Source organism: Niabella soli DSM 19437, assembly GCF_000243115.2.
Classification (GTDB): Bacteria; Bacteroidota; Bacteroidia; order Chitinophagales; family Chitinophagaceae; genus Niabella; species Niabella soli.
In genome coordinates this window covers 3,683,612-3,708,436 of record NZ_CP007035.1, presented here as the reverse complement: position 1 = coordinate 3,708,436, position 24,825 = coordinate 3,683,612, and the positions used below count along the sequence as shown (strand labels likewise).

Sequence of the window (24,825 nt, the reverse complement as noted above, 5' to 3'; positions counted from 1 at the left end):
CATTAAGCGATTTCTTAATGAGCGTAATTCCTTAGTGGTTTAGATTCGAATGGTTTTATCGCCAAACTTAGCTTACCTGTTCTTCCCTGATTTCGGTTTTTGTAATTGCAGCCGGTTCCTCAACTTTCTTATAAAATCTCTTTTGAAATACCAGCAGGGCGATCACCCCGGTGGAGATGGCGGCATCGGCTATATTAAAGATCGGGGCAAAAAATTCAAACGGCTCGCCGCCCACCCCCGGAAACCAGGAGGGATAATGGGTTTTAACCATGGGAAAATAAAGCATGTCCACTACGCTGCCGTGTAAAAACGAAGCGTAGCCATGTCCGCCAAACTTCGCAATACCTTCATAACCAATATAATCGCCGAAGGCCGGATCAAAATGCAGTCCTTTGTCGAAGAGCATCCCGTAAAACATACTGTCGATCAGGTTTCCCAGGGCCCCGGCATAGATCAGCGCTACGCAGATCATAAAGCCGCGGGTGTATTTTTCTTTTGCAAATTTTACCAGCAAAAAGGAGCCAAAGATCACCGCTGCCAGGCGAAACAGCGTCAGCGCCACTTTGCCGGCTTCATTACCAAATTTCCACCCCCAGGCCATGCCTGAGTTTTCAATAAAATGAATGCGTGCCCAGTCCATGCCAAACAGGCGGGTTACTTCTCCAACCGGATAGTGTGTTTTTATATAGATCTTCACCACCTGGTCTACCACCAGAATGAGGAGGATTACAATGACCGACGTACTTAATTTCCCAGCTTTCATCCGTTATTTTTTATGCGGGGGCAAAGATACGGGTAAAAGAAAAAGGAAAACGGCCACCAATGCACGAATGCAGGGCAAACGCATCTAAATTTTTTAGAGCCTTCGGCTCGTTTGGGTTACATAAAGCCGTGCTTTAGCGCGGCTTTATGTGCGATGCAGTGAGTGGAGTGCCATCGGCACGGTACATTATGGGCCGAACCTACGGTTCTCCATCTATTTTGTCTGCTCCTCAAACGGGTTGAAACCCGTTTTTGAAATATTTTTCGAGGCTACGCCTCTGTTTCTCTCTTTTTTAATTTAGATGCGTTTGCCCTGTGCACGAATGAATAATCTATTGTGCTGCCTTCAAAGAAAATAAACTCGAATTATATGCGTCGGGCAATTACCCGATTCCTCCCTTAATGGTTATATTCACAAAAAAACAACCCCAATTCCAAATGTGTATTTTGAAGGCGCTGAACCGGTATTAGTTTTACTGCATGAAAAAATTAATCCTTTTTTGTTTGCTACTGGCAGTTACCAAAGCCCACTCACAAATTGACTGGAAAAATTATTCCACATCGTTCTATCCCACACTGGGTGTTGCCGTTCCCTACAACGGAACCTATAGCAATTGCACAACTAAGATTGTCGGCATTGCCCATTGGAACCCACAATATAAAATTGCTATAGATAGCTCCCTTACCGATCTGACGCCTTTAAGTTTTGTTTATGACACGGCAGGAATTTATTTTTTGATCCCGCAGGTTAATAAAAACAATACTGATGATTTTGAATATAGCGTTTTGCTGAATAATAAAACCGTCATCACTCCGTGGACCCACATCAATCAGTTTACACAAACAGCCATCGGAGGCATCCCGTTGGGTAGCGGAATTACCGGCAGTTACAGCGCCAATTGGGGCAATTACGTTGTTATGCACCTCCGGAGCCATAAAGGAAAAATCATTTCCTCCTGGGTAGTTTACTGGCAATTGCAAACGCCCGAAATCAGCCTTTTGTACACCTCCAATAATCCGCTTGAGTTTTCAAAAATTGTAAACAATAAAGACCTTTTCGCGAATGGCCCCCGCGAGATCGGCTGGCATCGTCAATATGCGAATATACCCGATGGGCAAAAAAAGGTTTTAAAATTACCCTATAACGAAAATTCCATTTTACTAAAAATTGATGCGTCAATTTATAAAAAAGAGGCCCTGGAATACCGCCTGGAATCGAATGGAAAAATAATACGGGACTGGGGACCGAATGAATATGATAACAATCATATCCTGCTGAAAAATCTTGATCCTGGCGACTATCTTATCCGCATCCGGTTTAAGCGACAACCCCAAAGCATCAAGGAATTCCATTTTTCAATAACCCCGGCATGGTACCAAACGGCAATCTTTAAGATTGCCTGTTTTGCGTTTATTATATTCCTGTTTGCACTTTTATTATTTATATTTCGCTACCGCAAACAACAACAGCGGATCAAAAAAGTAAAAGAGGAATTTGAGAAAACACAGGAAAGGCTGCAACAGATTTATGCCCGGCTCAATCCGCATTTTACATTTAACGCCCTCAGTTCCATACAAGGGCTTGTTAATAAAAATGATATCCCAAATGCAAACAAATACCTGTCTTCTTTTAGTACATTATTGAGGGAAACCTTACAGGAAAGCAAACTGGACCTGATTCCCCTGGACAAAGAATTAAAAAACCTGCAGGGCTATATAGAGCTGGAACAACTGCGTTGTGCATTTGTTTATAACTTGACCATCGACCCACTCCTCCAGCCTTCTATCGCCCAAATCCCTCCCTTCCTGCTGCAGCCCTTTGTAGAAAACGCGATCCATCATGTCTTTTCAAAATCCGGCAGCAACGGAATTTTAACGATCAGCGTGCTTCGCGAAAAAGAAAACATGCAGATCCGAATACAAGATAACGGCACGGGTTTTAACGTATCTTCATACCGGGAAGGTTATGGCCTGGGGCTGTCGAAAGAAAGGATTGCTATTTTAAATAAAGGCTATGGCAATCCGCTTATTCAACTATCGATCAAAAGCGATGCAACAGGTACAACCCTTTCTTTATTATTTTTAAACTGGTTATAATGCCGGCCGCTGTTATCATAGACGATGAACCCAATAATATTGAGAATCTCTCTTTATTACTTGCCAATTACTGCCCACAGATCAGCATTATTGGGCACGCCGGCAATGCCGATGAGGGCGTGCGCCTGATAAAGAACAGCCATCCTGATCTTGTTTTCCTCGACATACAAATGCCGGGTAAAACGGGGCTTGATCTTTTAAAAACCTTTACCCGCCCCTCCTTTGAAGTGATCTTTGTAACGGCCTTTGATCAATATGCGATACAGGCGATCCGGTTTTCAGCTATTGATTATTTGTTAAAACCGGTTCATATAGATGAATTAATACAAGCCGTTGATAAAGCCCTGGCACATATTGAAACAAAAAAACAAAACGAACGGTTAGAGAATCTTTTGCAATTGCTGGAAAACAAAAGCCTGCCTAAAATTGCAGTGCCTTCAAAAAAAGAAACATTGTTTATAGATGTGGCCGCCATTTTATTTTGTGAAGCCAGCAATAACTACACGTTTATACATCTTACAAACGGGCAAAAGCATTTGTCTTCCAAACCCATTTTTGAGTATGAAGAGCTGTTGCAATACCACGGCTTTCTCCGCAGTCATCAATCCTATATTGTGAACCGGGCTTATATTCAAAGCTGGATCCGGGAAGGAGGCGACCGTTTGTTGCTAACAGGCGGCGCGGCTATTCCGGTATCCAGAAACAAAAAAGAAACTATAAAAAAAGCAATTGCCTTTAAATAACTATGAAACAAAATCTCCTGACTTTAGTATTAATCCTTTTTGGCATTTCCGGTATTGCACAAGCGCCACTGCCCTCCTGGGCTTTAGGACCTTTTGTGCGCCCCAGGCCTGCAAAGCCGGTGATTATTCCGGACAATCAGCATAGTTTTTTGGATCCTATGTCGGGGAAAAAAGTGGCCTGGATGTCTAATGCTGCTTTTAACCCTGCCGCCATTGTGAAGGATAATAAAATCGTTGTGCTTTTTAGAGCTGAGGATGTTAGCGGGGAAAATAAGATCGGCGGCCATACCTCGCGGATCGGAGTGGCGGAAAGCACCAATGGTATCGCTATGAAAATACATCCGGTGCCGGTGTTGTATCCGGATCATGACGGGCAGCAGGCTATTGACTGGCCGGGAGGATCGGAGGACCCGAGGGTTGCCCAAACGGAGAACGGCACGTATGTGCTTTTATACACTTCCTGGAATTTAAAAACGCCGCGGCTTTCGGTGGCTACCTCCAGGGATCTGATACATTGGACCAAACATGGCCCCGCGTTTAAGACCGCATGGGAAGGTCGTTTTGCGAACCGCCCCAGCAAATCGGCCTCCATTGTAACAAAACTGGTAAACGATAAACAGGTCATCGCAAAAATAAATGGCAAATACCTGATGTACTGGGGCGAGTATTTTGTAAACCCGGCGGTTTCCGATGATCTTATTAACTGGACGCCGCTATTGGATGAAAAAAAAGAATTGCTCCGGGTCATTGCCCCCCGGAACGGTTACTTCGACAGCGACCTTACAGAATGCGGCCCTCCGGCATTGCTTACCGACAAAGGGATTTTACTGGTCTACAACGGCAAAAACAGCACCGGCAACAAGGGAGACACTAAGTATGCTGCACATAGTTATTGCGCCGGGCAGGTATTGTTTGATAAAAAAGATCCGGCTAAAGTGCTTGGGCGTTTGGATAAGCCCTTTTTGTACCCGACGGAGTCCTTTGAGCGATCGGGACAATATGCTGCGGGCACTGTTTTTACTGAAGGACTGGTTTACTATAAGGGCAAATGGTTTTTATACTATGGTTGCGCTGATTCCAGAGTGGGGGTGGCAATATTTGATACAAAAGGAAAGTGATTATTGTTCACAGATTCCGTGGATTTTCACAGATTTTTTCCTTTCCAACTATTGATAGTTTGATACGAGCAGCAAATAAAACCACAAAATTGGAGGCATTATCTTCAAAAATATTTAAGTGAAACAAAAAAAAGATCGTTAGCAATAGGTTTCCCGCAAATTTTTGCGGATCTGTTTCCTTGATCAGCGCAGATTTTCGCAGAAGAATAAAGTGTTATGTATGCCCAGCCATCGGTCCCCATAGCCATGCCATGCTGATACCTATTTTGTGGACCAAATAGAAGGGATCTATTCTTAAATATTATTCGTCTATCGAATCCGCGTTAACCACTGATCTTTTCTGTGAGAATTCGTGCAATCTGTGAGCCTCCTTCCTATCACAACTGATGCTGTTTCAACTATTCGCCTTAACTTACCGCCGCTTACCAAAAAAAATTATTCCAAATGGCATCAAAAATACGTAATGCAGCAAGACTGGAACATATAGCAGATATCGCCACAAGGTGGATTGGTTCCACCTCTTCTTTACTGGTACATACGCTGTTATTTATTGTGTCTTTTTTATTACCTGCCTTACACGTTACCACATTTGATAAGATGTTGCTGGTGTTGACCACCCTGGTTTCGCTGGAAGCTATTTACCTGGCTATTTTTATACAGATGACGGTTAATAAAAACAGTCTCGATATTGAAAATATCCAGGAGGACATCGAAGAAATACAGGAAGATGTAGAGGAAATGCAGGAGGATGTGGAAGAGATACAGGAGGATGTAGAGGAGATCCAGGAAGACATGGAAGAACTGCAGGAAAATGCAGAAGAAGATACGCCCGCCATTGTTCATGAACCGCATAAAGGTTCAACTACACCCACGCCTGATCAGAAACTCCTGCATATCCAACAACTGCTGCAACAATTACAGCAGGAAATTGAGGCCTTAAAAGAGCAGCGGTAGCAACGACGATGCAACAACAACTTCAGACGGTTCCGATTTTCAGCGAGGTCATCGTCAACGATCCGGCTACGGCCTTGTCGTTAAAAAGTTTTATGTTATCCCTGTCATCTTTTAATGCCAGTGCATACAACAACGGCATATAATGCTCCGGTGAAGGAATAGCCAGTTGAAAAGCGGGGCCCTGTTTATCGTAATTAACCAGCGATTGATGATCGTCGTCAAGAATAAAGTCCTTCATTTTTTCTTTTGCTTCCAGCGCCCAATCATAAGCATAGTTATCCGTGTTAAAGTGCCCCCAGGCCACACGGCCCAGGTTATGCACCATATTGCCGCTGCCTATAATAAGCACCCCTTTCTCCCGCAACTGTTTCAATTCCCCCGCCAGATCATAATGCCACTGGGGTGTTTTATAATGATCCAGGCTCATTTCTATTACCGGTACGTCTGCCTCGGGGTATAAATGTTTGATTACGCTCCAGGCGCCATGATCCAGCCCCCATTGATCAGTTAGCCCCGCTTCCGTTCCTTTGATGAGCGCTTTTGTTGCGGCTGCCAGCTCTGGGCTACCGGGGGCCGGGTATTGTACAGCAAACAATTCTTTTGGGAACCCTCCAAAATCATGAATGGTTGGCGGGTTTTCCATCGCCGTTAAAAAGGTACCGCGGGTTTCCCAATGCGCACTGATGCAAAGAATAGCATTCGGCTGCGGAATTTCTTTTTTTATATCGCGAAAGCCCTGCACAAACTCATTTTCTTCAATCGCATTCATCGGACTTCCATGTCCTAAAAACAATACCGGCATTTTTTCCGTATTATCCAGGAAAGTCGTTATTTTATTTAATTCTTTTATTTGCATCTATTATTGATTAGTCGTGAAACGGGAACTGCTCAGGCCTCTCATTTCACCTTTCCCGATACCCTGCACCATTTTATATTTAACCCTACTCTTCTTTCAGCCGCTTTTCCATATAAACCGCATCCTCAAAAGGATTAAATCTATAGGGGGCAATTTTTTCAAACCCAAAGGATTCGTATAAATGGATCGCCGCTTTCATGGAGCCCACAGAATCCAGCACCATCTTTTCATAGCCCAGTTGCAACGCCTTTTCCAGGGCAATTGCCATAAGCCTGACACTCAGTTTCTGTCCACGGCATGCAGGATCAATATACATCCGTTTTAGTTCGGCTGTTGTTTCATTCCACCTGCGGATGCCGGCGCAGGCAACAGGTACTAACCTATCGAAACCCAATACCAGCGCCCCTTCCGGCGCTCCATATTGCACTTCAATAGATGCCAGCTCTTCTTCAAAACCCTGGAACGACAGGTCAAACGGCAGCGAAGCAGCATAAGCCCTGAACAATTGCCGGCCCGCATTAAAATCGGATTCCGATGTTGCTGTGAGAAATTGTAGATCCATTGTGATACTATTACAACAATTACCGTTTGATCGTCATCCCGAACAGAGTGAGGGATTCCGTTCTCAAACAACGGGATTTCTCCCCTCCTGAGGTCGGGTTCGAAATGACGATGACGACAGCAGCCACGGAGGCGACGATGACATTATACTATAATCATCCTTCCCCGTAATACACCCGTTTTACGCGTTGCGAGATGCCCGTCATGATCTCATAAGGAATGGTGCCAACCCATTCCGCCAGTTGCTGCACCGTAACGGCAGCGCCAAATACAATTGCATCATCGCCTTCCCTCACCTCAGGGATATGCGTAATGTCGATCATGGTCATGTCCATACAAACGGTGCCCATTACCGGTGCCAGTTGCCCGTTGACAAAAACTTTTCCCGTTCCGTTTCCCAGTCTTCGGTTATATCCATCGGCATAGCCGATCCGGATGGTGGCGATAACAGAATCTTCTTTTGCAATCCCCCGGCGGTTATAGCTTACTGTTTCGCCTTTTTGTATCCTTTTAATTTGTGAGATCGTTGTCTTTAGCGTAGCTACTGTTTGTAACGAAACAGCCGGAGTGCTTCCGATTCCATACAAGCCGATCCCCAGCCGCACCATATCCAACTGCAGTTCAGGGAAACGAAGGATGGCCGATGTGTTGGCAATATGTTTTATAAATGAATACCCGATTATTTGTTCAAGGGTAGCAGCGGCTTTTTTTAACAGGGTAAACTGGTGCAGGGTAAAAGTGTCTTCCACCCGGTCTTCGCTGGCCGCCAGGTGAGAAAAACAGGATTGCACTCTTATAAATTCATTGCGCGCCAGGCGGTCAGCCAATACAACTATCGCCTCCATTGCAAAACCCGAACGGTTCATTCCTGTTTCCACTTCAATATGAACCGGGTAATTTTTTAACCCTGCATTTTTTATGTGCTGTTCAAAAGAATTGAGCAGTTCAAAACTGAAAATATCCGGCTCCAGATTATAATCCGTTATGGCATCAAACGCAGAGGCTTCCACATTTAAAACCATAATCGGGATGGTAATGCCCGCTTTCCGCAGTTCTACGCCTTCATCGGCGTAAGCCACACCTAAATAATCGGCTTTATGAAATTGTACCACGCTTGCTATTTCAGCGGCCCCGCTGCCATAGGCAAAGGCTTTTACCATTGCCATCAGTTTTACTCCGGGGCGAAGCTGTTGCTGAAAGGCTTTCAGGTTATGCGCCACCGCATCCAGGTTGATCTCCAGCACGGTTTCATGAACTTTTTGTTCCAGCAAGGTTACGATCCGCTCAAAACCAAATCGCCGGGCGCCTTTCACCAGGATGTATTCATCGCGGTATTGTGTACTGTGGTAGTGCTGCAGGAACTCTTTCGTTGTTAAATAAAAAGTGGCGTCAATAGCGTCTGTTTGCCGTATCAACACCGCCAGCACCGTTTGCATTTTTTCCCCGATACCGATCAACCGCTGTACACCATACCGCTTTAAAAGCGCGTAAATAGCGGGATATAACTGCTGATCGTTGATGCCATTCTCAAAAAAATCAGAGAGGATCACTGTTTGTTTCCTGCCTTTTGCCTGCTGCCCCAAAAATTGCAGCGCAATGTCCAGCGAAGTAAGATCTGCACTATAACTATCGTTGATGATGGTGCAGTTATTGATCCCCTGCTTAAACTCCATCCGCATGTTTACCGGCTGCAGCGCTTTCATTCCACGGACAATCATCTCCCTGTCAAATTTCATGTACAATAACACCGTGGCGCAGGTAATGGCATTTTCAACAGACGCATTGTCTGTAAACGGTATCGTTATTTCAAAAGGGGCGCCTTCTTTTTCTTTTAAGCTGATAATAGTAGCGTCGTTTCCGGTGTTTATCTCAACAACCTGAACGGAGGCGCTTTCATCCGTACCCCAGGAAAAAAAAGGTACGCCGGTTTTTTTAATACCCGATGCAATCAATTTATTATCCCGGTTAGCAATAATAACTTTTGCATGGCTGAAGAGGTCCAGTTTTTCTGATAGCTTCTCCTCATCACTTACAAACCCTTCGCTGTGCGCCGATCCGATATTAGTTAACACTCCGATAGTGGGATCAATAAGCCGTTGCAGGCGAACCATTTCCCCCGGCTTGCTGATGCCAGCTTCAAAAATTGCCAGATCATTTTCAGCCGCTATTTGCCAAATGCTTAACGGAACGCCCAGTTGCGAGTTATAGCTTTTCGGACTGCGGACAATATTTCTGTAGGATTGCAGCAACTGGTACAGCCATTCTTTTACAACCGTTTTCCCGTTACTGCCGGTAATACCGATCGTATCAATGGAAAATTGATGCCGGTGAAAAGCGGCGATGGTTTGCAGGGCGTGCAGGGGCTCCGGCACTTTCAAAAAAACAGCATCAGGGTACCCTGATGTGTCCATATCTTCAGGTACTACAAAATACCGGACGTCTTTTTTATATAATTCTGGTATAAACGCCTGCCCGTCGCGCTGGGGTCCCGGTAAGGCAAAGAATAAAGAAGCAGCGGGGTTATTTAGTTTGCGACTATCGGTCAGCAAGGTATCTACGTTTCCATCCGCTGTTATTGCCGGGAGCCTTAATACTACGGCCAATTGTGCTATGGAATATTTTTGACCAGCCACCTTACAAATTTATGCTGCCGTCCTCAACTTCCTCCGGAACACCTTTCTTTTTCTTGTAAATCGAAAAAATAATGCTTCCGGTGATGCAAAGTACGATCACCCCAAGAGACAACACAACCTGCAGTTCTTTGCTCAACCATTGGTTGATCCAATGCTCTCCAAGCATTTTGGCGCCAATAAATATCAGTACTATGGCAATGCCCTGTTGCAGATAATCGAATTTGTTTACCGCGCCTCTCAGTAAGAAAAACAGGGAGCGCAGGCCTAAAACAGCAAAAATATTTGAGGTATAGATGACCATGGGGTGTTTGGAAATGCCCATCACTGCGGGGATCGAATCCAGCGCAAAAACCAGATCGATACCGGCCAGCATCAATACCACCACGAATAAGATGGTATAACGCTTTTTCCCATTCTCTCTTACGGCAAATTTTCCCTCCCCGTCATGTGGCACCAGGGGGATCAGCTTTTTGATCCATTTATAGATGGGGTAATCATGCGGGTCTTTTTCCTGCTCGTCATCGCCGGAGGCAAACATTTTAATTCCTGTATAAAGCAGGAAGGCCCCAAAAATATACAATATCCATTCGAACCGGTGCACCAGCGCCACACCGGCCGTAATAAATATAACACGGAATACGATGGCCATTAAAATACCGATAAGCAGTACACGGCCATAATACTTCTCCTTAACATTAAATGCGGAAAAGATAAGAATAAATACAAATATATTGTCAATGCTCAGGCTCCACTCCATCAGATAGGCGCTGATGTATTCCAGTGCGAATGTTTTGCCATCCTCCACCCACACAAATACGAAAAAGCAGAGCGATAAAGCCACCCAGAAAAGGGTTTGCAACAAGGCTTGTTTGATGGTAACCACCTTGCCTTTCTTGCTCAGCAGGCCTAAATCAAAAACGAGGGCAAAGATCATCACTATCCCAAAAACGAGATAAGTGATTTGTTCATTTGTCATTAGTATAGCGTGTTATTAGTAAGAATGGTTTATTTAAACAGCGAAACTTTCGCCGCAGGCACAGGTACGGGAAGCATTAGGATTATTGAAATAAAATCCCTTCCCATTTAACCCTTCAGAAAACTCAAGAGTGGTATCCAGGAGGTATAAAAGACTTTTCATATCGGTAACCACCTTAACTTCATTATCTTCAAATACCTGGTCCATAGGCTTTTGCACTTTATCAAAGTCGAGTCTATAACTCAGCCCGGAACAGCCGCCGCTTACTACGCTTACCCGCAAAAAGTAACCCGCTTCATCTTTCGCCTCTTTTTCAGCCAGGATCTCCCGGATGCGTTTTTTGGCACTTTCACTTACGTAAATATTACCGGGGAAGGTATTTTTTGCTGTTTCCGTCATTTTGAACTTTAATTGAGTAACTAAAACAACCTGGTGGCAAAATTGTTTGAACCGGGGTCATTTAGTAGTGCAAAGGTAGCATTTAAATACGCTTTTAGCGCTTCCCGCAGAAATCGCGGAATGTGTAGAATATTGTTCCGTTTTCTCAGTGTTTTTCAGTGTTTCAGTGGCCAAAATTAGCCACAGAAGCTCAGAAACACAGAAAGCTATTCGTTAGCCCGACAAAAACGCTCCCTGACAACATTTAGATGCGTTTGCCCTGTTCGGGATCTTTTGGAGCTTCCGCATTAAAGGAATCTGTCGTACTTTTGCATGTAATTTAAAATCATGATTCTAGAAGATCTTTATAAAAAAGCAGCGGCATTTGAGTTTTTAAGTGTGGAAGAAGGTGTTTTTTTGTACCATAACGCCCCGCTGGCAGATTTAATGTTTATTGCAGACGAACTGCGCAAACAACAGGTACCACATGGAAAAGTGACCTGGCAGATTGACCGCAATGTAAATACCACCAATGTGTGTATTGCCAATTGCAAATTCTGTAATTTTTTCCGCATCCCGGGCCACCCCGAGGCCTATATAACGGATATGCCCACTTATCGTAAAAAGATCGAAGAAACCATTCGTTATGGCGGCGATCAGTTATTATTGCAGGGCGGCCACCATCCCGAATTAGGGCTTCAGTTTTATGTAGATACCTTCCGGCAAATAAAAGCGGAGTTCCCCGATATACGCTTGCATGCTTTAGGCCCTCCTGAAGTAGCGCATATTACCAAGCTGGAGAAAAGCAATCACAAGGAGGTGCTGCAGGCATTAAAAGCTGCCGGGCTGGATTCCTTACCAGGCGCTGGCGCGGAGATATTGGTAGACCGGGTGCGCCGCCTCATCAGCAAGGGTAAATGTGGCGCACAGGAATGGCTGGATATTATGCACGAAGCGCATAAGCTCGATATTACGACTTCCGCTACCATGATGTTCGGGCATGTGGAAACGATTGAAGAGCGTTTTGAGCACCTGGTAAAAATACGCGAAGTCCAGCACCGCAAACCTGAGAGGGCGAATGGTTTCCTCGCCTTTATTGCATGGACTTTCCAGGACGTGGATACCCTGCTGACAAAGATCCGCGGCGTACACAACCTGACCACTACTGAAGAATATATTAAGATGGTGGCCCTGAGCCGCATTATGCTGCCCAATATTAAAAACATCCAGGCCTCCTGGCTCACGGTAGGGAAACCTACTGCCCAATTGTGCCTGCACGCGGGAGCCAATGATTTTGGAAGCATCATGATCGAGGAAAACGTGGTGAGTGCTGCGGGCGCCCCCCACCGGTTCACGTATAAATCCATCCAGGAAGCCATACGTGAAGCGGGTTTTGAGCCCCAATTGCGCACGCAGCAATATGAATGGCGGCCCATACCGGAAACCATTGAGGAACAGGTGGTCAACTATTAATCGTTTGATGTTTTTTGTTTATGGTTTGATGTTCTTTCTGCATCCAACCTCAAACGTCAAACATCAGACCTCAAACGAAACAATATGGATCAAAGTTCAAAAAAGGTAATTGTCATCGGCGGTGGTTTCGCTGGTCTGAACCTGGTAATGCAGTTGAAAAACAAGCCGGGGTTTGATGTAACCCTGGTCGACAAAAACAATTATAATTTCTTTCCTCCCTTGTTATACCAGGTGGCAACAGGTTTCCTGGAACCCTCCAGCATCAGCTACCCTTTTCGCCGTTTTTTAAGAGGCAAGCACAACGTGCATTTCCGGATGGCAGATCTGTTGAAAATTCTTCCTGATGAAAATAAAGTAATCCTTTCCAACGGCGAGCTCGCTTACGATTACCTGGTGCTGGCTACCGGGGCGGCAAGTAATTTCTTTGGACTGGAAAACGTAGAGCAGCATGCCATACCCATGAAAACCCTGAGCGATGCACTTTATATGCGCAATACGCTGCTGGACCGTTTGGAAGAGGCCACCCGTATCCAGGATCTTGACCGCATCAAAAAACTGGCGACCATTGTTGTTGCGGGGGCCGGACCTACGGGTGTGGAACTATCCGGAATGTTTGCCGAAATGCGTATCAAGATTGTGCAGAAGGACTATCCCGAACTGGCCGGAAGACAGGTAGGTAAAATTTACCTGGTAGACGGCGGTAAAGCCGTGCTGGGGCCTATGTCCGAACAATCGCAGCATTATTCAAAGGAATCTTTAGAAAAACTGGGCGTTATTATAAAATTAGGCACCACCGTAAAGGATTTTAAAGACGACACCGTTTTTCTTTCTGATGGCACCACCATTGCCACCACCACCCTTATATGGGCTGCAGGGGTAACCGCCCAGACATTTGAAGGCATTCCAACAGAAGCTTACGGACGCGCGCGAAGAATGCTGGTGGATGCTTTTAATAAAATAAACGGCTTTAGCAATATCTATGCCCTCGGCGATACCTGTATCCAGACCACCGACCCGGCTTTTCCCAACGGGCACCCGCAATTGGCGCAAGTAGCTATTCAACAGGCAAAGAACCTTGGTAAGAACCTGCTACTTCCGGAAGGATCCCGGAAGCCCTTTATCTATAACGACAAAGGAAGCATGGCGATCATTGGCCGGAATAAAGCCGTGGCCGATCTTGAAAAACCAAAATTACATTTCAATGGGTTTATCGCCTGGCTGATCTGGTTGTTTATACACGTGATGTCCCTGTTAAATTTCCGCAACCGGCTGAGAACGCTGTACAACTGGGTAGGTGCTTATTTTACAATGGACCAGTATTTCCGTATGATCATCAGGGCGGGCGATCAGCAGCCGGGAAAACAGAATGACGCCGGTTAAAATACCATTATCGGTTAGTCGTGAAACGTCAGACGATAAACGTGAACGGCTCGTGCATATCGAAATAATTGGCTGATATAACAAATTCACTTTTGATAAAAAACGTTGAATGCGGACAGAATTATTATGGCTCCTCCGGAGCCTTGTGTTTATAGTATCCTCGTAGTGATGCGCATCGGCTCTCCCGCCTCAGCGGGACCGCGTAAACACGGGGCTTCTATGAAGCCCAATCCCTTCATTATACATTTTCTATAAACACGCCGCTCCTGCCAGAGCTTAAAAGATAAATTTGTCATACGTTCCCTTGTTGGCGCATCAGGTGTATCTTTAAGAAAATATACTTACATGCTGGCTGCGTCTGTTCCGGAAGTTATTTCGATATTGGATCAAATTATTAGCGACTGCACTATAAAAGCATCGCGGTTTGGATATTTCGCGGCCCTGTACCGCAAAATGACGCGGGGCGTGTGGCAGGGCATTCAAAACGGATCGTTTGAGAACCCGGCCCGTATGGAACAACTGGATGTTGTTTTTGCCAATCGTTATTTTGCAGCCTACACCCAGTTTGCGAACGGCGCCACTCCTGCTGATTGCTGGAACACGGCATTCAAAGCTGCCACATCCGACGGCCTCATTGTTTTACAACACCTCTTGCTGGGGATGAACGCCCACATCAATCTTGACCTGGCTATTGCCGCAGCACAGGTCAGCACTCCGCAAACTATTGATTCGCTGCATAGCGATTATCTGAAAATAAACAGTATCATTGCCGGTTTCTTTCAATCTGTTCAGGCCGATCTTACCAAAATCGCATTTCCCATGCGTTTTATTGCATTGGTGGACCCCTCCACAACCAACGCCGTTTTAAATTTCAGTATTTCGAAAGCCCGCGATGCCGCCTGGAACAATGCCCTGCTGCTTTGTGCAGCAGGCAATCAGCAGGAAGCGCCCATCATCAATACTTACGACAACGTGGTAACAACGGTAGCGCAGCGAATCGTTCAACCCGGCGGGTGGACCACCTTATTGCTGAAGGGGGTTAAAGCGTGCGAGCAAAAAGATATTGCCCAAAACATTACTTTTCTTAGTCAGGATTAGACTACGATATAACGTTGAACCGGCAAATTCGCTCCTCCCGGTAACAGGGTAACAATTAAGACGATTCGCAGAAAGCAATCTGTCAATGAAATTTTGAATACAGCATTACCAACGAAAAATATTCGAGATCTGTACATTGAGATAGAATGAATTGCTTTTTATCCGAATCAAAAAGAACAAGCATTGAATTGTATTGAAATAATGCCCTTCTGCATTTCTTATTCTACATTCCCCAGATCCTGTTCTTCTGTAAAGAATCAATCCGGGGGTGCAGAAATACAGTAGCGCTACTAATGGATTATTCCTTTATAATTCCGAATTTTAAGGTATGATTGAAAGCAGTCTTTTATTGATTCTTTCCATGCTTTTTGTAATTACCCTGCTTACGATGCTGAGCGGGAAATTACGGATCCCCTACCCTATATTTTTGGTCATAGCCGGCATTGCCATCAGTATTTTGCCGGGGATACCCAAAACGCGCATTAATCCGGACCTGGTGTTTCTTATCTTTTTGCCGCCCATTCTTTTTTCTGCCGCCTGGCAAATGCCCTGGGCTGATTTTTGGAAAATGCGGCGTTCCATAAGTGCGCTCGGGTTCGGTTTGGTATTCTTCACCTCCGTGATCATCGCCTATTTATCACATGCACTGATACCGGGGTTTGATCTTGCCCTGGGCTTTGTACTAGGAGGCATTATTTCTCCGCCGGATGCGGTGGCAGCCAGTGCGGTGCTTGACAAATTAAAAGTACCCCGCACCATCGCCAACCTGCTGGAGGGTGAAAGCCTGGTGAACGATGCCTCGAGCCTTATCGTGTTTCGCTTTGCGCTGATGGCGGTACTAACCAGCACGTTCAGCCTCTGGGAGGCCACCCGGTCTTTTTTCCTGGTAGCGGGCATGGGCATTTTAATAGGGCTGGCCATTGCCTATATCGTTTCGCTGATCCACAAACATTTTCCCACCACCCCCGTTATTGACGCTGCGCTTACCCTGCTGGCTCCCTATGTAATGTACCTGGTAGCAGAAAGTGTGCATTTTTCCGGCGTGCTCGCCGTTGTTACCGGCGGGCTATTCCTAAGCTATCATGCGCATGATACGCTCACCTATGAGTCCAGATTAAATCTTGCAGGCATCTGGGATACGATCGGCTTTTTATTGAACGGTTTTATTTTTGTTCTGATAGGGTTACAAATGCCTTACATCGTAAATAATTTTACGAGCAATACTGTAAAAGAGGCGCTGTACTACGGTCTTATCATCAGCTTTGCGGTTATTGTTATACGGATCGTGTGGGTATATGCTTTTATTTTTTTGAGACGGGCGCTCCCTAAAAGAACCTCTTCCTATTTACCAGGCAATAAAGAAGTATTTTTAATTGCCTGGTGTGGCATGAGGGGCGTGGTTTCGCTGGCTGCGGCGTTGTCAATCCCCTTTTACTTAAAAGGAACAACAGAATTCCCCTACCGGAACCTCATCCTGTTCATAACATTTGTGGTGATCCTTATTACGCTGGTGGTCCAGGGCCTCACCATTACGCCCATTATCCGTTTACTGAAGATAGAAGACGACACCCGGTTTCAAAAAAGAAAAGCGGAGGACAACCTGTTAAAAGTGCAACTGGCGCAGGCCTGTTTAGAATTTATCGACACGCATTACAGCCGGCAATTACGGGAGCAGGAACCTTTCAAAGCGCTACGCAACCGCTACGCGCATATGATCGAAGTGAAGCAAAAAAAATTATCAGACAACGGCGGTCCGCCCGTCAGGGAAGAAGATAGCATGCGCCGGTTTAAAACCCTGCTGCTGGAACTGGTGGACGTACGCCGGGCTGAATTAGTATCTTACCGGATCAATGCCGATTTCGATGAAGAGCTCATCAAGGAAAAAGAATATGAACTGGACCTGGAGGAAGCGCGGCTGAGAAGCACGACAGCTTAAACAATATGCAACGGGCAGGCTATTCATATGGTGCAAATTTCAAGGGTGCTGTCGAGAGAAGTGAGACGATAAACGGGAGGGGCCTACGTCTATCATTTGACCTCTCCCGATTCAATGTTCCCGTAGGGAGAATGTAAAACAAGGAAGGATTTCGCTATAGTTTAGAGACCTTCATTTCTGAAAACCAGTCTACTTTTACATTCTACATTTAATATTCCTTATTTAACATTCACAATTACTCCCTGCCTTTGCTATATAAATAATACTTTTGCAGGCATGGCAATACGTATTTTTATAACCGGTGGTACTTTTGATAAGGAATACAATATGCTGAATGGCGAATTGTATTTTAAAGACACCCACCTGCAGGAACTGCTTGAAAAAGGCCGCAATACGGTTCCGGTGGAAATCAGAACATTGATGATGGTGGATAGCCTGGAGATGACCGATGAAGATCGCGAGCTCATCGCCTATCAATGCGAGCAAAGCGAAGAAGACCAGATCGTGATCACCCACGGCACAGATACCATGTCTGTTACCGCGCAACTGCTTTCCGAACGAATAAAAAATAAAACCATCGTGCTTACCGGCGCTATGATCCCTATAAAATTTGGTAGTTCCGACGGGTTCTTTAACCTGGGCAGCGCCATTGCCTTTGCCCAATCCCTGCCCCATGGCGTATATGTAGCCATGAACGGGCAATATTTTAAAGCCAGCAATGTGCGGAAGAACCGGCAAACCGGCGTATTTGAAGCGCTCCAAAAAATCTGATATGATCCAGAAAATTTCTTTGTTAATAATGGGGATATTATCCCTTACTTTTTTACATGCCCAACCGCCAGTTATTAAACATGTGGTATTGATCGGTTGTGATGGATTTGGCGCTTACGCAGTTCCGGACGCTGACATGCCAAATTTAAAAAAACTGATGCGGGAAGGTTCCTCGTCGTTAAGCGCCCGCTCGGTGTTGCCTTCCTCCAGCGCGGTAAACTGGGCCTCTATGCTCATGGGCGCCGGACCAACCGTTCATGGATATACAGAATGGAACAGCGCTGTTCCGGAAATACCTTCTGCCGACAGCAGCCGGTACGGGTTATTTCCTTCCATTTTCAGCATTTTAAAAGAACAGCGCCCAACCGCTGTTTCCGCCCTCATTTATAGCTGGCAGGGTATTGATCCCCTGATTGCAAAAGCAGCTACTACGATACGCGTTGCCGGAAAGGACAACGACAATTTTTGCACTGATACTGCAGCGGCTATCATAAGATCAAAGAAACCGGTACTGACTTTTGTCCATCTGGATCAGCCGGATGGTGTGGGACATACTATCGGGCATCGTACTCCTGAATATTATAAAGAATTAAAAAATGTAGATGCCCGGATCGGTAAAATCGTAGCCGCCGTAAAGGATGCCGGAATTGCAGACCAAACCATCATCCTGGTTACCGCCGATCATGGCGGCAAGGGAAAAGGCCATGGCGGTAAATCGCTGGACGAGGTGCAGATCCCCTGGGTCATGTATGGACCCGGAGTAAAAAAAGGGCACCAGTTACATAATACCATTATTACTTACGATACTGCTGCAACTATTGCATGGCTTCTGAAACTAAAAATGCCCCAAAGCTGGCGGGGACAGCCGGTTGCGGAGGCTATGGGGAAATAAGAAATGTAAAATATTAAATGTAGAATGTAAAAGCAGATTGGGTTTCAGCAACGAAAATCGCTAATCTAACGCAATGTCCTTTCTCATTCCTTATTGATTATTTTTTATTTCTATAAGCACTGGATCCCTCCTCAGCTTCGCAGACGTCGGGATGACGTTTGCAAGAAATGTAAAAAATACCACTGAAACACAGCAGCGCTGAAAACGCTGTGTATTCGGTGCTGTTGTGGCCAATAAAAAATCGTTACTGCTTTTTTATCGTAATATCATCCAACATTATGGGCGTAGCCCCCGTATTCATAAAGCCCAGGTGAACCGTTTTCATATTGTTGCCATATGCCGGTCCGGTTTTAAAATGAATTATTTTTTCTGAAAAACCGGCTTGCCCGTTTTCTTTCTTTGTTATTATAGTATTCAATTTCCCGTTTACGGGAGTTACATTATCGATCGCAATTTGCAATTCGCCTTTTCCTTTTGACTGGTAAGCCAATTGGTATGCCCTGTTGTTATTAAGATAAACGTGCTGCTCAATTAGCTGCCCCGGCTTTAACAAAACGCCATAGCGGCCCGTTCTTTTTGCATCAGCCGTTATCGTTCCTGTGCCTTCCCAGGGCGACAGGCTGCCGCTATCTTCAAAACCGGGGTTGGGTAATTCATTTCCGTTTTTTAAGGGCCAGTTGTAATAGCGGATATAATCTACTTCCATATTCACGCCGCCGCCAGATCCGTAGGTTCCCAGGAATACGTTCATAAAATGATCGGGCGCATAAATTTTATGCTTGTCTGTATACTCCCCCATTAATTTACCGTTGATATAATGCCTGATTCCCGTAGGCGTCCACAACATACCATGCGTTACCCAATTATTTTCATGCTCCACCCCTTTTGTGATATGAGTGGCAAGGTTATGTATAAATTTCCCGTTCTTATCCACCTGGCCGTGTAAAACAAACTGGGCGTTCAGCAATTCAAACACATCAATTTCAAAAACCTGCCCGGGCGGTCGTATCCCTTTCACCCCGTTCACTTCCGAACCCTGCTCCAAGTAATATTTCAGATCAGGTCCGGGAGAATCAAACCAAAAAGCTGTATTCACGCCCTTGGGATTCCCCGTTTTACTTCTTCTTACTTTTACCTCAAAATAGCCGCCGCGGCTGTTGTCAAGCAGGTTTTCATTGGTACGCCAGTCGTAGGTTTGAATGGAAGATATTTTTTGATTTCCCTTTGGCGTGTATAACCGCACCGGCAAAGAATCATTCACAAAAAGGTTGATCGTTTTTCCGTTCAATGTATAGGCCGGCTGCGGTAATTTATTTTCAAGCATCTCCTTCCTGGAAACCGTATCCATATAATTGAACGTTGAAAAATAATTGGCCGTCCATTTATTTCTATTTAAAAGTGAATCATTAAACTCATCCTGCCAAACCAGTTGCATGCCTCTAGGCACCGCACCGGAGCTGGGATTGCTTTGCAGTTCTTTTAATTCAGATTTGTCAGTTACCCAATTTTTCTGCGTACGGGTTGTACCGGTCAAAAGCCCTTTGGCTTTGCCTGCTACAACAGGCTCCAGCAATATGGTCCAGATGGCTCCGGGTTGAACATTTTGTATATAAAACCTGCTTGTTCCTGCTTTCGCAATAGCATTTCCAGCCGTTGTTTTGCTCCCGCCGGCTGCCCAGTAAATACGATAGAGGTCTGCGCCCGCAACAGGATCCCAGCTTACGCGTATCCAACTACGGGTGCCCAGCAACTGCAGCCCTTTTTTTTGCTGCGCTTGTATAATTGCAGGGCTTCCTATCAGAAAAATTATTATACCGAGAAAAATACGGGGCATTGTTGTTTTGATTTATATTTTGCGCTATTAATTTATTGTACGGTTAGCGTAGTTCTCAACCTGATATCTGCGGCGGAGGCACCGATCATGACGCTAAAATCTCCGGATTCAACTACCCATTTCATCTGTTTATTAAGTATTTGAAGTAACTCAGGGGTTATTTTAAAAACAACTTCTTTTGATGCTCCTGCTGCAATGCGGAGTCTTTGAAATCCTTTTAAGGATAATACAGGTTGCGTCACAGAGGAATAATTTTGCCGTATGTATAATTGAGGGACCTCATCCCCATCTTTCGTCCCTGTATTTTTTATGGTAAAACGAACCAGCGCCGAACCGTTGTGGCGAATAGTGTTTTTATCAATTTTCAGATTTGAATATTCGAAGGTCGTATAACTTAGTCCAAACCCAAAGGGAAACAGTGGCCGCCCGGATAAATTCACATAATCATCGCCACGACCGGTTGGCTCATGATTGTACACCAATGGCAATTGTGCTTCGTGCAGGGGGAAAGTAATGGGTAGTCGCCCGGCGGGATTATAATCACCGGTTAACGCTGCAGCCAGCGCATGCCCGCCTTCCTCCCCCGGATACCAGGCCATGAGGATACCGCCCGCATCATCCATCCAATTATTCATAGTAATCGCGCTGCCGCCAATAAGCACTACAATTACGGGTTTGCCGGTTTTTGCAATAGCTTTGATGAGCTGCTCCTGCTGGCCCGGCAAAGATAGCATCGCGCGGTCGCGAAACTCTCCCTCTTCAATACCCGCAGCAATTACTACCACGTCTGTTTTTTCTGCGCAGGCTACCGCCTCTTTAATTTTGTTATCCCGGTCATCGCCTTTTTCCAGAACCAGTTGAATCTTACCATTGCCGACCGGTTCATAATATTCAATCTTTAATTTATATACCTTGTCTTTTTCAAAAGCATACGGAGCTAATAGTGTTCGGTAGGATTCTTTTTTCCAGTTGTCGATCACTAACTGATCATTTATGTATAGCCGGAATCCATCATTTCCGCTTAATCCGATCTTATAGGTGCCGGAGCTGTCGGGCTTTATTATTCCCTCCCATTGAACGGAATAAAAATCCTGCTGCAACCGGGCCGTGGGGCGCGAAAGGGTCCATAACTTATTCACAGATCCATCTATCCCAGTTTCCACCGGCGTGCCTTCCAGCTTAATATTATTAAACACTTTAAATAAAAGTCCCGGCTTCAAAACAGCGCCTTCCCGATGCCATAAAATATCCGGAGCCGCAATATCCCAGGCCTGGTCCCTTCTTCCCGGGCCGGGAGCATAATCAATTACAGTGGTGGCGCCCAGTTTTTCTTTTAGCCCCTGTAATAGGGAAACCTTACCTATCCCCGGTCCGCTATATCCGCCCAGGCGTGCTTCCACTGCATCTTCACCTATCACTGCTATGCTTTTGATATTTTTTGATAACGGCAATATATTTTTTTCATTTTTCAGCAGCACAAAAGACTCCAGTGCCGCTTGTTTTGCAACAGCCTTATGGCTTGCTGCTTTTGCAGCTCTCTGGTCGTCTGCATACGGGTGCTCAAATAATCCCAGTTCAAACTTAGCGCGCAGTACCCGCGCCACAGCGTCATCAATACGTTTCTGCTGAATGCGCCCGTCATAAAAAGGTGGTGCAAATAACTTGTAATGGTTGTAGTCCGTCTGAAAAATCACATCCAGCCCGCTGCTAATAGCCTGCGCACCGGATTCGGGATAGTCTTTAGCCGTATGGTGCAACACATAAGTGCCCCCCGTAGCTCCCGCATCTGAAATCACAAAGCCTTTAAAGCCCCATTGCTTTTTTAATTTGTCTGTCAGCAGCCAGCCGTTTGCTGTACAGGCCTCGCCGTTCAATGCATTATATGCCGTCATCACCGACCGGCTTCCGCCCCTGGTAAAGCAGGCTTTAAAGGGCCGGAGAAAAGTCTCTTCAAGGTAGCGTTCATCAGCGTGTATCGGGTAACTGTCGCGCCCGCCGGCGCCCACATTTGCCACAAAATGTTTGGGTGTGGTGATGATATTTTTTTTCTCAAAAGAGCTTACAAAAACAACGCCCATTTCAGAAGACAGGAACGGATCTTCTCCGTAGGTTTCTTCCGTTCTTCCCCAGCGTACGTCTGTGGCCAGGTTTACCACAGGGGTCAGGATCTGGCGGATACCGCGGAGACGGGCATCATCAGCAATTGCGTTGGACACCCGGCGCATCATTGCCGTATCAAAGGTTGCAGCAAGCCCTATGGACTGGGGAAAGGAAGTTGCATCACTACGCACCAGCCCGTGCAAGGCTTCATCAAAAAAAATCAACGGAATGCCCAGCCGCGTTTTTTCAACAAAATAGTATTGAATGCTATTGAGCTTCTTTACGAAGTCCACAGCGTTTTGTTGGCCCTGGTTATAACGGAGCATCTGCTGCGCAGCGTCTCCCGCACCGGCGCCCCCGGCACTTACCTGGAACCCGAAGAGTCCGTTCTTATACTGATTGGGTGTTGCTTTATCCAGGTCGCCCGGGATCATAAACAACTGCCAGGATTTTTCCTGGGGGGTCATTCTCCCCAGTAGGTCGTTTACCCGGGCATCAATGGGTAGCTGCGGATTTTTATACGGCAGCATCCGCTGTGCAGGCCCTATTAAAAAAGAAGCTAAAAAACAAATCAAAAAGAATATTCGCACCCGTTGATACATGATCAGAAAGATTATAAAAAAGAAAAAAGTTACTCCAACCTGAGCTGAAGTAACTTTAAAAGTACATGATATTTCAGGATCTTATTTTACGTCCCAGAAAATTTTTGTAGACAGATTATCTTTCGCTTTTACGGTTGCATAATTCGTAGCATTATAAGTTGGTTCATCTGTCGGATACAACCAACGTGTTGGTGGCATTTTCTGTGCATTGGCATTATCCGGTAAAAAACTTAAAGCAGGTAATTTTAACCTTCTGACCTCTGCCCAGTTTTCCAATGGCTGCAATACACTGTAATTGATCCATTTTTGAGTAGCTATTAAATTTAGTTTAGCTGCTGCAGCACCGGCCCATATAACACCGGGAGTTGCCAGGTACGTGGTTTTGGCAAGATCACTGACAGCAGTGCCCGCTAAAGATGCGTAATAATCTATTGAGGCCTTAACACCATTTTCGTATGCAGTTTTTGCTGCAGCGTCATTATTATTATTTAAATAATACTCTGATAAATAAAAATAGGTTTCGGCAGCATCGATCAGCATACCGGATAGCATAATATTCTGCGAGATATTTTTGAAATTATACCGGGAGAGCTTGCCGCTATTGACTAAATCAGACTGTGCATTTGATACCAATGTAGGATCCAGACCGGCATAAGTGCCTGCGGCATTAGCGCCAGGCTGAAACATTATTGATAGCCTGGGATCGACACTAGCGTTCATAAAGTCGATCATTTGTTTGGAGGGTACATCTCCACCGCCCCAACCGATCAAACCTGTATAAAAATCAGCGTTCATGCCGGTATTGGTTCCATTATTAATCCCGGAGGTTGAACTGTACACGTCAATGGCAATTTTATCCTCATTTGACGCTACATAGGGATAGCTTGCTGCATTTCCCAAAATGGCGGTTATCTCTGAATTAACTCGTGATTGAAAAGCCGCCACGCCTGAAACTCTCATCAGCAATTTTATCCTTAAGGAATTGCAATATTTCTTCCACAAGGTAATATTGCCATTGTTAATAAAATCCTGTGATTTTAAAGTAGTAGCAACAGACGCTGATAATGAAACAGTATTTAACTCATCTGCAAATCCTTTCAGATCATCCAGCATTTTAGTATAAATACCTGCCGCATCATCAAATTTTGCATAAGAAGCCTGAACGTCGCCACTATTCGTGCTTAATAAACCAGCTTCTGACCAGGGAATATCGCCATGCAGATCCACTACTTTTTGAGTCTGGTCATAGAAATGTATTGTAGCCAGTGTGATATAGATCTTTTTTTCTGCTTTCTCTGCATCCGTAGATTTATTATACACATTTAACAACTCTTTATATTGTGCCAGGAAGTTATAAAAATTACCCCAGCGCGCCGAAACTGCAGCGGCACCCGGTACATACCTTCCAGGCGTATTTAATACCCCTACCGCCTGCGACCAGGGCAATGCGGTATTTTGCAAGACAACGAAATAATTCCAGTATTTATACATTACATAATCCAGGTCTGCTGCCAGGAATCCGGAAAACTGCTTTTCAACGGTGGTTGTGGCTACCGTTTTCGGATTTACATAGTCATCAGCAAATTGTTGTTTAGTACAGGAAATAAACCCTGTAACAACAACGAGTGCAGACAATATTATTTTTTTCATATTAATATCTT

Annotated in this window: 19 protein-coding genes; 10 read left to right on the top strand and 9 right to left on the bottom strand. The window is 45.2% G+C overall.

Features of this window, described 5'->3' with window-relative positions; translation table 11 throughout:
- Nucleotides 1-67: 67 nt before the first annotated feature.
- Nucleotides 68-763, bottom strand: coding sequence for a lipoprotein signal peptidase (locus tag NIASO_RS15550; protein ID WP_008587413.1), 696 nt, complete (start codon nucleotides 761-763; stop codon nucleotides 68-70).
- Nucleotides 764-1,242: 479 nt separating this feature from the next.
- On the opposite strand from NIASO_RS15550, the gene NIASO_RS15545 reads away from it, so the two are divergent.
- The 4 genes from NIASO_RS15545 to NIASO_RS15530 all read left to right on the top strand — a co-directional run bounded on the left by NIASO_RS15545 (nucleotide 1,243) and on the right by NIASO_RS15530 (nucleotide 5,674).
- Nucleotides 1,243-2,859, top strand: a complete 1,617-nt coding sequence (locus tag NIASO_RS15545; protein WP_025299047.1) for a sensor histidine kinase — start codon at nucleotides 1,243-1,245, stop codon at nucleotides 2,857-2,859.
- The gene (locus NIASO_RS15540; RefSeq protein WP_008587411.1) at nucleotides 2,859-3,602 is read left to right on the top strand and encodes a LytR/AlgR family response regulator transcription factor; all 744 of its coding nucleotides are present in this window, start codon (nucleotides 2,859-2,861) and stop codon (nucleotides 3,600-3,602) included. Before NIASO_RS15545 ends, NIASO_RS15540 begins: the two co-directional genes overlap by 1 nt.
- A 2-nt stretch (nucleotides 3,603-3,604) precedes the next feature.
- A complete protein-coding gene (locus tag NIASO_RS15535) occupies nucleotides 3,605-4,720 on the top strand; it encodes a glycoside hydrolase family 130 protein (protein WP_008587409.1) in 1,116 nt (371 codons plus the stop codon).
- A 444-nt stretch (nucleotides 4,721-5,164) separates the two neighbouring features.
- Complete coding sequence (locus NIASO_RS15530; RefSeq protein WP_008587407.1) at nucleotides 5,165-5,674, top strand: DUF1003 domain-containing protein; 510 nt, start codon at nucleotides 5,165-5,167, stop codon at nucleotides 5,672-5,674.
- Between the two features lie 22 nt (nucleotides 5,675-5,696).
- Here the strand turns inward: NIASO_RS15530 and ygiD are convergent, their stop codons facing one another.
- The 5 genes from ygiD to NIASO_RS15505 all read right to left on the bottom strand — a co-directional run bounded on the left by ygiD (nucleotide 5,697) and on the right by NIASO_RS15505 (nucleotide 11,099).
- The gene (gene ygiD, locus NIASO_RS15525) at nucleotides 5,697-6,530 is read right to left on the bottom strand and encodes a 4,5-DOPA-extradiol-dioxygenase (protein WP_008587406.1); all 834 of its coding nucleotides are present in this window, start codon (nucleotides 6,528-6,530) and stop codon (nucleotides 5,697-5,699) included.
- Nucleotides 6,531-6,615: 85 nt separating this feature from the next.
- Complete coding sequence (locus NIASO_RS15520; protein WP_008587404.1) at nucleotides 6,616-7,092, bottom strand: GNAT family N-acetyltransferase; 477 nt, start codon at nucleotides 7,090-7,092, stop codon at nucleotides 6,616-6,618.
- A gap of 154 nt (nucleotides 7,093-7,246) precedes the next feature.
- The gene (locus tag NIASO_RS15515; protein WP_025299046.1) at nucleotides 7,247-9,724 is read right to left on the bottom strand and encodes a bifunctional UDP-N-acetylmuramoyl-tripeptide:D-alanyl-D-alanine ligase/alanine racemase; all 2,478 of its coding nucleotides are present in this window, start codon (nucleotides 9,722-9,724) and stop codon (nucleotides 7,247-7,249) included.
- Between the two features lies 1 nt (nucleotide 9,725).
- Complete coding sequence (locus tag NIASO_RS15510; RefSeq protein ID WP_008587398.1) at nucleotides 9,726-10,700, bottom strand: TerC/Alx family metal homeostasis membrane protein; 975 nt, start codon at nucleotides 10,698-10,700, stop codon at nucleotides 9,726-9,728.
- 33 nt (nucleotides 10,701-10,733) lie between these two features.
- Nucleotides 10,734-11,099: a HesB/IscA family protein gene (locus NIASO_RS15505; RefSeq protein WP_008587396.1), complete on the bottom strand. Its 366-nt coding sequence runs from the start codon at nucleotides 11,097-11,099 to the stop codon at nucleotides 10,734-10,736.
- Between the two features lie 327 nt (nucleotides 11,100-11,426).
- On the opposite strand from NIASO_RS15505, the gene mqnC reads away from it, so the two are divergent.
- From mqnC to NIASO_RS15475, 6 genes are all read left to right on the top strand, one after another.
- Complete coding sequence (mqnC, locus tag NIASO_RS15500) at nucleotides 11,427-12,551, top strand: cyclic dehypoxanthinyl futalosine synthase (protein WP_008587394.1); 1,125 nt, start codon at nucleotides 11,427-11,429, stop codon at nucleotides 12,549-12,551.
- Nucleotides 12,552-12,635: 84 nt separating this feature from the next.
- Complete coding sequence (locus NIASO_RS15495) at nucleotides 12,636-13,931, top strand: NAD(P)/FAD-dependent oxidoreductase (protein WP_008587393.1); 1,296 nt, start codon at nucleotides 12,636-12,638, stop codon at nucleotides 13,929-13,931.
- A gap of 345 nt (nucleotides 13,932-14,276) precedes the next feature.
- Complete coding sequence (locus NIASO_RS15490) at nucleotides 14,277-15,029, top strand: DUF5995 family protein (RefSeq protein WP_008587391.1); 753 nt, start codon at nucleotides 14,277-14,279, stop codon at nucleotides 15,027-15,029.
- A gap of 328 nt (nucleotides 15,030-15,357) precedes the next feature.
- Entirely contained in the window at nucleotides 15,358-16,965 is a 1,608-nt protein-coding gene (locus NIASO_RS15485) for a Na+/H+ antiporter (RefSeq protein ID WP_008587389.1), read from the top strand.
- 276 nt (nucleotides 16,966-17,241) lie between these two features.
- On the top strand, nucleotides 17,242-17,736 hold the full coding sequence (locus NIASO_RS15480) for an asparaginase domain-containing protein (protein WP_008587388.1): 495 nt from the start codon (nucleotides 17,242-17,244) through the stop codon (nucleotides 17,734-17,736).
- A gap of 1 nt (nucleotide 17,737) precedes the next feature.
- Nucleotides 17,738-18,628: an alkaline phosphatase gene (locus NIASO_RS15475; protein ID WP_245605191.1), complete on the top strand. Its 891-nt coding sequence runs from the start codon at nucleotides 17,738-17,740 to the stop codon at nucleotides 18,626-18,628.
- 244 nt (nucleotides 18,629-18,872) lie between these two features.
- On the opposite strand, the gene NIASO_RS15470 is transcribed toward NIASO_RS15475, so the two are convergent.
- The 3 genes from NIASO_RS15470 to NIASO_RS15460 all read right to left on the bottom strand — a co-directional run bounded on the left by NIASO_RS15470 (nucleotide 18,873) and on the right by NIASO_RS15460 (nucleotide 24,814).
- A complete protein-coding gene (locus tag NIASO_RS15470; protein WP_008587384.1) occupies nucleotides 18,873-20,462 on the bottom strand; it encodes a glycoside hydrolase family 16 protein in 1,590 nt (529 codons plus the stop codon).
- Nucleotides 20,463-20,494: 32 nt separating this feature from the next.
- Entirely contained in the window at nucleotides 20,495-23,092 is a 2,598-nt protein-coding gene (locus NIASO_RS15465; RefSeq protein ID WP_211139866.1) for a glycoside hydrolase family 3 protein, read from the bottom strand.
- A 153-nt stretch (nucleotides 23,093-23,245) separates the two neighbouring features.
- Nucleotides 23,246-24,814, bottom strand: a complete 1,569-nt coding sequence (locus NIASO_RS15460) for a SusD/RagB family nutrient-binding outer membrane lipoprotein (RefSeq protein ID WP_008587381.1) — start codon at nucleotides 24,812-24,814, stop codon at nucleotides 23,246-23,248.
- Between the last annotated feature and the right edge of the window lie 11 nt (nucleotides 24,815-24,825).

Coding starts and splice junctions, on each gene's coding strand:
- NIASO_RS15550 (WP_008587413.1), bottom strand. CDS start 763: ATGAAAGCTGGGAAATTAAGTACGTCGGTCATTGTAATCCTCCTCATT.
- NIASO_RS15545 (WP_025299047.1), top strand. CDS start 1,243: ATGAAAAAATTAATCCTTTTTTGTTTGCTACTGGCAGTTACCAAAGCC.
- NIASO_RS15540 (WP_008587411.1), top strand. CDS start 2,859: ATGCCGGCCGCTGTTATCATAGACGATGAACCCAATAATATTGAGAAT.
- NIASO_RS15535 (WP_008587409.1), top strand. CDS start 3,605: ATGAAACAAAATCTCCTGACTTTAGTATTAATCCTTTTTGGCATTTCC.
- NIASO_RS15530 (WP_008587407.1), top strand. CDS start 5,165: ATGGCATCAAAAATACGTAATGCAGCAAGACTGGAACATATAGCAGAT.
- ygiD (WP_008587406.1), bottom strand. CDS start 6,530: ATGCAAATAAAAGAATTAAATAAAATAACGACTTTCCTGGATAATACG.
- NIASO_RS15520 (WP_008587404.1), bottom strand. CDS start 7,092: ATGGATCTACAATTTCTCACAGCAACATCGGAATCCGATTTTAATGCG.
- NIASO_RS15510 (WP_008587398.1), bottom strand. CDS start 10,700: ATGACAAATGAACAAATCACTTATCTCGTTTTTGGGATAGTGATGATC.
- NIASO_RS15505 (WP_008587396.1), bottom strand. CDS start 11,099: ATGACGGAAACAGCAAAAAATACCTTCCCCGGTAATATTTACGTAAGT.
- mqnC (WP_008587394.1), top strand. CDS start 11,427: ATGATTCTAGAAGATCTTTATAAAAAAGCAGCGGCATTTGAGTTTTTA.
- NIASO_RS15495 (WP_008587393.1), top strand. CDS start 12,636: ATGGATCAAAGTTCAAAAAAGGTAATTGTCATCGGCGGTGGTTTCGCT.
- NIASO_RS15490 (WP_008587391.1), top strand. CDS start 14,277: ATGCTGGCTGCGTCTGTTCCGGAAGTTATTTCGATATTGGATCAAATT.
- NIASO_RS15485 (WP_008587389.1), top strand. CDS start 15,358: ATGATTGAAAGCAGTCTTTTATTGATTCTTTCCATGCTTTTTGTAATT.
- NIASO_RS15480 (WP_008587388.1), top strand. CDS start 17,242: ATGGCAATACGTATTTTTATAACCGGTGGTACTTTTGATAAGGAATAC.
- NIASO_RS15475 (WP_245605191.1), top strand. CDS start 17,738: ATGATCCAGAAAATTTCTTTGTTAATAATGGGGATATTATCCCTTACT.
- NIASO_RS15470 (WP_008587384.1), bottom strand. CDS start 20,462: ATGCCCCGTATTTTTCTCGGTATAATAATTTTTCTGATAGGAAGCCCT.
- NIASO_RS15465 (WP_211139866.1), bottom strand. CDS start 23,092: ATGCTGCCGTATAAAAATCCGCAGCTACCCATTGATGCCCGGGTAAAC.
- NIASO_RS15460 (WP_008587381.1), bottom strand. CDS start 24,814: ATGAAAAAAATAATATTGTCTGCACTCGTTGTTGTTACAGGGTTTATT.